6 protein-coding genes are annotated in these 9,241 nt (G+C 70.5%); all 6 read left to right on the plus strand.

Features of this window, described 5'->3' with window-relative positions:
- Window positions 1–185 precede the first annotated feature (185 nt).
- The 6 genes from ACWEQG_RS16620 to ACWEQG_RS16645 all read left to right on the plus strand — a co-directional run bounded on the left by ACWEQG_RS16620 (window position 186) and on the right by ACWEQG_RS16645 (window position 9,133).
- Entirely contained in the window at window positions 186–1,691 is a 1,506-nt protein-coding gene (locus ACWEQG_RS16620; protein ID WP_452285519.1) for an endo-1,4-beta-xylanase, read from the plus strand.
- Between the two features lie 350 nt (window positions 1,692–2,041).
- Window positions 2,042–3,190: a lytic polysaccharide monooxygenase auxiliary activity family 9 protein gene (locus tag ACWEQG_RS16625; protein WP_452285520.1), complete on the plus strand. Its 1,149-nt coding sequence runs from the start codon at window positions 2,042–2,044 to the stop codon at window positions 3,188–3,190.
- A 414-nt stretch (window positions 3,191–3,604) separates the two neighbouring features.
- The gene (locus ACWEQG_RS16630; RefSeq protein ID WP_452285522.1) at window positions 3,605–5,530 is read left to right on the plus strand and encodes a BTAD domain-containing putative transcriptional regulator; all 1,926 of its coding nucleotides are present in this window, start codon (window positions 3,605–3,607) and stop codon (window positions 5,528–5,530) included.
- 148 nt (window positions 5,531–5,678) lie between these two features.
- A complete protein-coding gene (locus tag ACWEQG_RS16635; protein WP_452285524.1) occupies window positions 5,679–7,112 on the plus strand; it encodes an aspartate aminotransferase family protein in 1,434 nt (477 codons plus the stop codon).
- Entirely contained in the window at window positions 7,094–8,134 is a 1,041-nt protein-coding gene (locus tag ACWEQG_RS16640; RefSeq protein WP_452285526.1) for an NAD-dependent epimerase/dehydratase family protein, read from the plus strand. Before ACWEQG_RS16635 ends, ACWEQG_RS16640 begins: the two co-directional genes overlap by 19 nt.
- Window positions 8,135–8,149: 15 nt before the next feature.
- Window positions 8,150–9,133: a UbiA prenyltransferase family protein gene (locus ACWEQG_RS16645; RefSeq protein ID WP_452285528.1), complete on the plus strand. Its 984-nt coding sequence runs from the start codon at window positions 8,150–8,152 to the stop codon at window positions 9,131–9,133.
- The last annotated feature ends 108 nt before the right edge of the window (window positions 9,134–9,241 follow it).

The raw sequence follows: 9,241 nt of genomic DNA on the forward strand, positions 1-9,241 counted from the left end.
ACACATTTCGGCGTGGTTCCCACACTGAGTCCCCAAGGCGGTCCCCCTGCCCGGTGGTGGTGCACTGCAGGGGGCCCGCATCTACGACGCCCTCGTGGTGTGCGCTCCCGGCGGAGCGCGGCGTCGATTCCACGGGATCCCCCGTGTGTCCCCCCTATCGTTCGTTCAGCTATGGAGGCTCAGGCATGGGCGCAAACGCCTTACCCCCGTCTGGAAGCCCGCGATCCGTCAACAACTGGCGCCGGGCCCTGGTCGCCGGCGCGATCGGCGTGCTCGGCGCGGCCTCGGCACTGGTGACGGTGTCGGTTCCCGCCGACGCGGCGGCCAGCACGCTGGCCGCGGCGGCCCAGCAGAGCGGCCGCTACTTCGGCACCGCCATCGCCTCGGGCAAACTCGGTGACGGGACCTACACCGGCATCGCGAACCGTGAGTTCGACATGATCACGGCCGAGAACGAGATGAAGATCGACGCGACCGAGCCGAACCCGGGCCAGTTCAACTTCAGCAGCGGCGACCGCATCTACAACTGGGCGACGCAGAACGGCAAGAAGATGCGCGGCCACACCCTGGCCTGGCACAACCAGCAGCCCGGCTGGATGCAGAGCATGTCCGGCAGCTCGCTGCGCCAGGCGATGATCAACCACATCAACGGCGTCCTGAACCACTACAAGGGCAAGATCCCCTACTGGGACGTGGTCAACGAGGCGTACGCCGACGGCAACTCCGGTGGCCGCCGCGACTCGAACCTGCAGCGCACCGGCAACGACTGGATCGAGGTCGCCTTCCGCACCGCGCGGGCCGCGGACCCGTCCGCCAAGCTCTGCTACAACGACTACAACATCGACAACTGGACCTGGGCCAAGACGCAGGGCGTCTACAACATGGTCAAGGACTTCAAGCAGCGCGGCGTGCCGATCGACTGCGTCGGCCTGCAGTCGCACTTCAACAGCCAGAGCCCTTACAACAGCAACTACCGCACCACCATCTCCCAGTTCGCCGCCCTCGGCGTGGACGTCGCCATCACCGAGCTGGACATCCAGGGCGGTTCGGCCTCGACCTACGCCAGCGTGGTCAACGACTGCCTCGCCGTCTCCCGCTGCATCGGCATCACCGTGTGGGGCGTGCGCGACAGCGACTCCTGGCTGGGCGCGAACACCACCCCGCTGCTGTTCGACAGCAACGGCAACAAGAAGGCCGCCTACAACTCGGTGCTGAACGCCCTCAACGCCGCCTCACCGAACCCTCCCACCTCGCCCAGCCCCGGCACCTCCCCCAGCCCCGGCACCTCGCCCACCCCTGGCGGGAACGGCAGCGGCCCGATCAGGGGTGTCGCCTCCGGGCGATGCCTGGACGTGCCGAACGCGAGCACCTCGGACGGCACCGCGGTGCAGATCTGGGACTGCAACGGCCAGACCAACCAGACGTGGAGCTCCTCCTCGTCCGGTGAGATCCGGGTGTACGGCAACAAGTGTCTCGACGCGGCCGGCACCGGCAACGGCGCCAAGATCCAGATTTACTCCTGCTGGGGCGGCGACAACCAGAAGTGGCGCGTCAACTCCGACGGCAGCATCCAGGGCGTCCAGTCCGGGCTGTGCCTCGACGCCGTCGGCGCCGGCACCGGCAACGGCACCCAGCTCCAGCTCTACTCCTGCCACGGCGGCAACAACCAGAAGTGGACCTGGAACCGATGACCAGGCCCTGACGGGCGAGCCGACCCGGCACGTCACCTGATCCCCGCCACGCCGGTCTCTCCCGGCGTGGCGGGCGGCCCGACGATCCGGATCGATCTCACCCCTGACACTTCCCCGGCCTCCGGTGCGGCGCGATCCGCCGCACCGGAGGCCTTGTCGTGCTCCGGACCGGTTGAAATTTTCGGCGTCCCGGTCGCGTCTCCGTCCGCCTGCCCAGGTCGGCGGCGTGCTCCTTTTTCGCGGCTCTCGTCCGGTTGCCGTCGCTGACTCGGTTGCGCAACGGTGTGCGAGGCCGGCGGTCAAGAGTTCGCGTCCTGCGCCGGCCACTCTGCAGAAGGAGACTCGTGCGGATGACGAGGTTGCGTATGCTCCTCCCCTCAAGTGACCGGAACCACAGGACCGGCCCGGGCGACCCGGGACCGGCCGGGGAGCGCCGCTCCCGCGGCCTGACCCGGGCCGGGCGGATGGTCGTCGCGATGGCGGCCGCGCTCCTGCTGACCCCTCTTCTGGCTTCCCCCGCTTCGGCGCACGGCGCGGTCAGCGACCCGCCCGCCCGGCAGTACGGCTGCTACACGCGCTGGGCCAGCGAATGGCAGTCGCCGCGGATGGCCACAGAGGACCCCATGTGCTACAAGGCCTGGCAGGCCGATCCCAACGCGATGTGGAACTGGAACGGGCTGCTGCGGGACGGCGTCGGCGGTCAGTACCAGACCGCCGTTCCCGACGGGCAGCTGTGCAGCGGCGGCCTGACCGCCGACGGCCGGTACGCCGCGATGGACGAGCCGGGGCCATGGAAGACGGTGGACAAGCCCAACCGCTTCACCCTCAACCTGCTGGACGGATCGTCCCACGGCGCCGACTTCATCCGCGTCTACGTCACCAAGCAGGGGTTCGACCCCACCAAGCAGCGGCTGAAGTGGAGTGACCTGGAGATGGTCACCCAGACGGGCAGGATGCCGACCGGAACCACGACGCCCGTCGAGGTGTACGCCCCCGGCCGCACCGGTCACCACATCGTCTTCACCCTGTGGCAGGCCAGCCACCTCGACCAGTCGTACTACTTCTGCAGCGACGTCAACTTCACCGGCGGTCCGGGCTCCTCGCCGTCCCCGACGCCCACGCCGTCCCCGACTCCGACGCCGACGCCGACGCCCACCCCCACGCCGTCTCCGACGCCCACGCCCACCCCGACTCCGACCGGCTCCCTGGGCTGCTCGGCCACCTACCGGGTGGCCTCGCAGTGGCCCGGCGGCTTCCAGGCCGAGGTACGTGTGTCCGCCGGCTCCTCGGCGATCACCCGCTGGACCGTGACCTGGACCTTCGCCAACGGGGAGACGGTCACCTCGGCGTGGAACGCGACCGTGACCACGAGCGGATCCACGATCAGCGCCCGCAACGCCGCCCATAACGGCTCGCTCGGCGCCGGTGCGGGCACCACGTTCGGGTTCATCGGCTCCGGAACCAGCGGCACCCCCACCCTCGGCTGCGTCGCCGCCTGATCCGACGGCTCGTCGCACCTACTTCGCACATCCCGGCGCCCGGGAGGTGCGGGGCGATCGCCCCGTACCTCCCGGGCGCACTCGTGCCCGCCGGCGGCCACGGCGAGCGCGACCAGGCTTCCGCACGGCCGATTATGCGCCGGTCCTTTCACGACGCCGGCACCGCAGTCGCCCCCTAGAAAGAAGGCCGAACCCCGTGCCGATATAAATAAGGAAAGCCCGTAACACCACATGCCCGCTTACCGGCAGCAGAATTCCGGCGGGCCCGGAATTCGTGCGACGTAATAGCATTATTCCTATTACGCGAGTACCATCCGCAGGCCGATTTTCCCGATCATAGTTCCAAACAAATCAGCCTTTATCGGCATTTGTACGGTTCCTGTCGGTGAACGCCGGGCACTGCAGGGTGATCACATGGATTTCAAGATCCTCGGACCGATCGAGGTCCGCACCTCCCACGGGACCCCGCTCCCGCTCGGGCGGCGCAAACAGCGGGTGCTGCTCGCCGCCCTGCTGCTCAACGCCGGCAGGGCGATCCCGAGCAAACGGATGCTCGACTGGCTGTGGGGCGAACGGGCCCCCGCCGCCGCCGAGTCGAACCTGTACACCTACATCTCCGCGCTGCGCAGGGTGCTCGGCACCCCGTCCCGCATCGAGGCGGGCTGCAACGGGTACGTGCTGCGGGTCATGCCCGGCGAGGTCGACGTGACGTTGTTCGAGGACCTCGCCGGGCAGGGCCTGCGCGCGCTGTCGGAAGGGCGGCACGACGCCGCGCTCGAACGGCTGACCCGGGCCCTCGGCCTGTGGCGCGGCGAGTCCGTCCTGGAGGGGCTGCCCCTGCCCGCACCGCTGCGCGGCGAGGCGGCGCGCCTGGAGCGGCTGAGGGCGGTCGTCCAGGACGCCTCGCTGGAGGCCCGGCTCGCGCTCGGCCGGCACGGCGAGATGCTCGCCGACCTGGAGACCCTCACCAGCAGAGACCCGTTGAACGAGCGCCTGCGGGCACACCTCATGCTGGCCCTGTACCGCTCCGGCCGCCGGGCGGACGCGCTGGCGGCCTACCAGCACGCGCGGGGGGTGCTCGCGGCCGAGCTCGGCATCGACCCCGGCCCGGATCTGCGGCGCATGCACCAGCGGATCCTCGTGGACGACCCCGCCCTGGCGCCGCCCGAGGCGAACGCCGCCCTCAGGCCTCCCGCCCCGGCGGAGCTGCCCATCGACTGCCGGGCCTTCACCGGCAGGACCGCCGAGATCGCCCGCCTGCGGGCGGCGCTGACCTCGGCCGGTCCGGGCGCGGTCGCGGTCTCGGCGATCACGGGCGCGGCGGGGACCGGCAAGTCCGCGCTGGCCGTGCACGTCGCCCACCAGGTCGCGGACCGCTTCCCGGACGGGCAGCTCTACGTGGACCTGCACGGCTCCACACCCGACGTCGCACCGCTGAACCCCGCCGACGTGCTGGCCCGCCTGCTGCGCTCCCTCGGCGACGACAGGACCGTCCGGCCCGACGTGGACGAGGTGGCGGCGCGGTTCCGTTCGCTGACCGGCGGCAGGCACCTGCTGCTCCTGCTCGACAACGCCTGCGACGCCGCGCAGGTCCGCCCGCTGCTGCCGGCGAGCCCCACCTGCCGGGTGCTGATCACGGCACGCAGGACGCTCACCTCGTTGGACGCCGTGTCGCATTTTCCCCTCGGCGTCATGACCGAGGACGAGACCTGCATGCTGCTCGGGCATCTGATCGGGCCGGAACGCGTCGCCGCCGACCCGCGGGCGGCGCGCGCCATCGTGCGGCTGTGCGGAGGGCTGCCGCTGGCGGTCCGGATCGCCGCCGCCCGGCTGATCGCCCGGCCGGGCCTGTCGCTGCGCGCCCTGGCGGACCGGCTCGCGGTGGAGGACCACCGTCTGTCCGAACTCCAGACCGACGACCGGGCCGTGCGGCCGTGCTTCATGACGAGCTACCGAAGGCTAGATCCCGAGTCCTCCCGCATGTTCCGGCTGCTCAGCCTGGCCGGCGGCTCGGCCGTCAGTGTCGCGGCCGCCGCGGCCCTGGCCGACCGCACGGAGCCGCGCACCGCCGACCTGCTGGACCGCCTCGCCGACGCGCACCTCCTCGAGGCGTGTGACCAGGACTGGTACGGCATGCACGACCTGCTCCGCCTGTTCGCGCGCGAGCGGGCCCGGGAGGAGGAGACCGAGGAGGACCAGGCGCAGGCCGTGCGGCGGTTGCTGCGCAGCATCTGGTCGCCGCCCGGTCCGCCTGCCCGCGGGGACCGCGAGCGGCTGCGGCCGGTGGGCCACCCGGTCCACGGGAAATCCTCCGCGGGAATCGTGAGATCCGACCGATGATCCGCCGCGGCCGATTCCGGCCGCTTTTTCTTTCCGCCGCCCCACTCCTCCACACCGACCTACACGCGTTCGTATGGGGTGGGGTGTGGCCGCGTTCACCAGCATTGGCTACGTGCAATTTCCTAGCACGTAAGGGGATGGGCGGAACGTGTCTGAACTGATCGGCCTCGACGCGTGTGAGAACCTCACCGTGAAACAGGTCCAGGACCTGTACAAGAAGTACGTCAGCCGCAGTCAGGTCAATCTCATGACCTCCTTCGGCTTCGGCCGGGAACTCGTCGAGCGCGCGGAGGGCGCCTGGATCTGGACCCGCGACGGGCGGAAGGTCCTCGACGTCACCGGCGGGGTCGGGGTGCTCAACCACGGCCACAACCACCCCCGCATCCTGGAGGCGCGGCGCCGGTTCGCCGAGCGACGGCGCATGGAGGTGCACAAGGCGTTCTTCTCGCCGTACGTGGCCGCGCTGAGCCACAACATGGCCGAGGTGCTGCCGGGCGACCTGAACATCTCCTATTTCCCGAACTCGGGCGCGGAGGCCAACGAGGGCGCCGTCAAGCTGGCGTACAAGTACCACGAGGGGCGGCGCAACACGATCCTGCGCTCCGACATCAGCTTCCACGGCAAGACCCTCGGCGCGGGGAGCCTGACGGGCTCGGCCGAGAACTCCTTCCGCTTCCCCGGCCTTCCGGGCATCGCCGTGTACCCCTACGGCGACGTCGCGGCCGTCCGCGAGCTGATCGAGAACGCCCGCACTCCGGACGGGAAGTGCGACGTCTACGCGATCATGGCCGAGCCGTACAGCGCGTCGAGCATGCGCTGCTGGTCCGAGGCGGACCTGTACGAGCTGCGGCGGCTCTGCGACGCGAACGACATCATGCTCATCTTCGACGAGGTCTACACGGGGTGGGGCAAGACGGGCAGCCTCTTCTACTTCATGCGCTACCCCGATCTCCTGCCCGACGTCCTCGTGTACTCCAAGTCGCTCGGCGGCGGAAAGGCGTCGATCTCCGGGTACACCGCGCGAGAGCCGGTCTTCCGCAAGGCGTACGACCGTCTCTCCGACGTCATCCTGCACAGCACGACCTACTACGGGTTCGGCGAGGAGACCGTCACCGCCATCGAGGCGATCAACATCGCCATCGAGGAGGACTACCCCGCCAGGGCGCGGCAGATCGAGCGCGTCCTGCGGCCCGGCCTGGAGAACATCGCCAAGCGTCATCACGACGTGGTCGGCCGCGTGAGCGGCGTGGGCGCGCTGTGGGGGGTGTTCCTCGCCGGCGGCCCCAAGATCCTCGACCTGGCCGGCAAGCTCGCGCCCGGCTTCTCCCACGATCCGCGGTTCCGCACCAAGTTGATCACCCTCTCGGTGATCGCGGACCTCTACCGCGAGCACGGCATCGTCTCCTACTACAGCCCGAACGCCGACAATCCCCTCGTCGTCGCGCCGACCCTCGTCATCGAGCCCGAAGAGCTCGAGTTCTTCCTGGAGAGCCTCGACAAGACGCTGTCCAAGGGCCTGCCGCGGCTGCTCAGCCGGTTCGTACGAGAGAAGGTGGGGTCGCGGTGGTCCAGCGGATCGTAGTCACCGGCAGCGCCGGAATGCTCGGCGGCAACCTGGCCCGCCGGCTCGTCGTCGACGGACACGACGTGCTCGGGGTGGACCTGCGCCCGCAGGCCGACCCGCTGCTCGCGGCGCGTCACCGGTGCGGCGACGTACGCGACCTGCGGCTGTTGCGCGAGGCGATGACCGGGGCGGACGTGGTCGTCCACTGCGCCGGCGCGCTGCCGAGCTACCCGGCCGAGCAAATCCACGACCTCATCGTCGGGGGCACCCACACCGTCCTGGAGGCCGCGCGCCTGACCGGCGTGGAGCGGATGGTCCACATCTCCTCCACGGCCGTGTACGGGCTGCCGACACTCGTCCCCACCCCGGAGGACCACCCGCGCGAGCCGGTCGATCCCTACACGAGGGCGAAGGCCGAGGCGGAGGAACTGGCCGAGAAGTACCGCGCCGGGGGGATGTGCCTGCCCATCCTGCGCCCCAAGACCTTCCTCGGCCCCGGCCGGATGGGCCTGTTCGCGATGCTCTTCGAATGGGCCGAGGAGGGGCGCAACTTCCCCGTCCTCGGCAAGGGCGACAAACGCGTGCAGATGTTCGCCGTCGAGGACCTGGTGGACGCCATCGTCGGCGTCCTCGACGCGCCGGCCGACGTCGCCAACGACACCTACAACCTGGCGGCCGCCGAGTTCGGCACGCTGCGCGAGGACTTCCAGGCGGTGCTCGACGCGGCCGGCCACGGCAGGCGGGTCGTCTCGGTGCCCGCCGGCCCGGCCCTGGCCGGGCTCCGGCTGCTGGAACGCACCCGGCTGTCCCCGGTGTACGGACGGCTGGTGCGCAAGCTGCTCGCCGACTCCTACGTCAGCATCGACAAGGCCCGCGAACGGCTCGGCTTCCGCCCACGACTGTCCAACCGGGACGCCATCCTCCGTACGTACGCCTGGTGGCGGGAACAGCGCGCGGCCGGGTCGGCGCGCGGCGCGGGCCAGACGAGCCGCGACGCGTGGCGGCAGGGCGCGCTGTCGCTGGCGAGAGTCTTCTTCTGAGCTGACGGGGAGAGCATGCGCGTCGTCGAATCGGCAGACCTTCCGGGCAGCCCGGAGCGTCCGCACCAGGCGCAGGACCGGGTCGTACGGACCCGGACCCGCCTCGTCGCGGACCTCGCCGGCCTGATCCGCCCGTCCCACGCGGCCAAGGCGATCCTCCTCGTCCCCGTGGCGCTCATCGGCGCCCCCGCCTACGGCCTGGCCGAGGTGTCGGGCGTCGTCTCGGCCACGGTGGCCTTCATCGTCGCCTCGGCCGCCGTCTACATCGGCAACGACATCGCCGACCGGCACCGCGACCGGCACCATCCCGTCAAGCGCCACCGTCCCATCGCGGCCGGCCGGGTGGGTGTGGTGACCGCGGGCGCCTGCTGCGCCGTCCTGCTGGCGCTGCTCGCCGTGATCGTCGCCCAGGCCCCGGCGTCGTACTGGCCGGTGCTGGTGTATCTCCTGCTCAACATCGCCTACAGCCGCATCCTCAAGCACCTCCCGCTCATCGACGTGGGGACGGTGGCGGCCGGCTTCGTCCTGCGCGTCGTGCAGGGGTTCGAGGTGACCGGAGGCCGGGCGCCCGCCTGGCTGCTGATCACCGTGTTCTCGATGTCCCTGCTGCTGCTGCTCGGCAAGCGCCGCCAGGAACTGCTGCACGGCGGATCCCTCCACCGGCCCGCGCTGCGCGGCTACTCGATGGAGCTGACCAACTGGCTGCTCCAGATCGCCTCCGTGCTCGCCCTCGTCTCCGGCCTGATGTACCTGCGCGACGAGGGGCCGTTCGGACCCCAGCACGGTCAGACGGCGATGATGCTGTCCACGCCGTTCGCGCTGTTCGCGCTCTTCCGCTACCTGCAGATCCAGCTGATGGACAAGGAGGGCGGCGACCCGGTCCGCATCCTGCTGCGCGACCGCGTCATGGTCGCGAACTCGATGGTGTGGGCCGCGACCCTGGGTGTGACGCTCGCGCTCGTCCACCACCCGTCCCTGGCGGCCGCCCTCTCGTGGTGAGAGCGACACGGAGCGACACGGAGCGACACGGAGCGACACGGAGCGACACGGAGCGACACGGAGCGACACGGAGCGACACGGAGCGACACGGAGCGACACGGAGCGACA

This window comes from Microbispora sp. NPDC004025, assembly GCF_053604425.1.

Coding starts and splice junctions, on each gene's coding strand:
- ACWEQG_RS16630 (WP_452285522.1), top strand. CDS start 3,605: ATGGATTTCAAGATCCTCGGACCGATCGAGGTCCGCACCTCCCACGGG.
- ACWEQG_RS16645 (WP_452285528.1), top strand. CDS start 8,150: ATGCGCGTCGTCGAATCGGCAGACCTTCCGGGCAGCCCGGAGCGTCCG.
- ACWEQG_RS16620 (WP_452285519.1), top strand. CDS start 186: ATGGGCGCAAACGCCTTACCCCCGTCTGGAAGCCCGCGATCCGTCAAC.
- ACWEQG_RS16625 (WP_452285520.1), top strand. CDS start 2,042: ATGACGAGGTTGCGTATGCTCCTCCCCTCAAGTGACCGGAACCACAGG.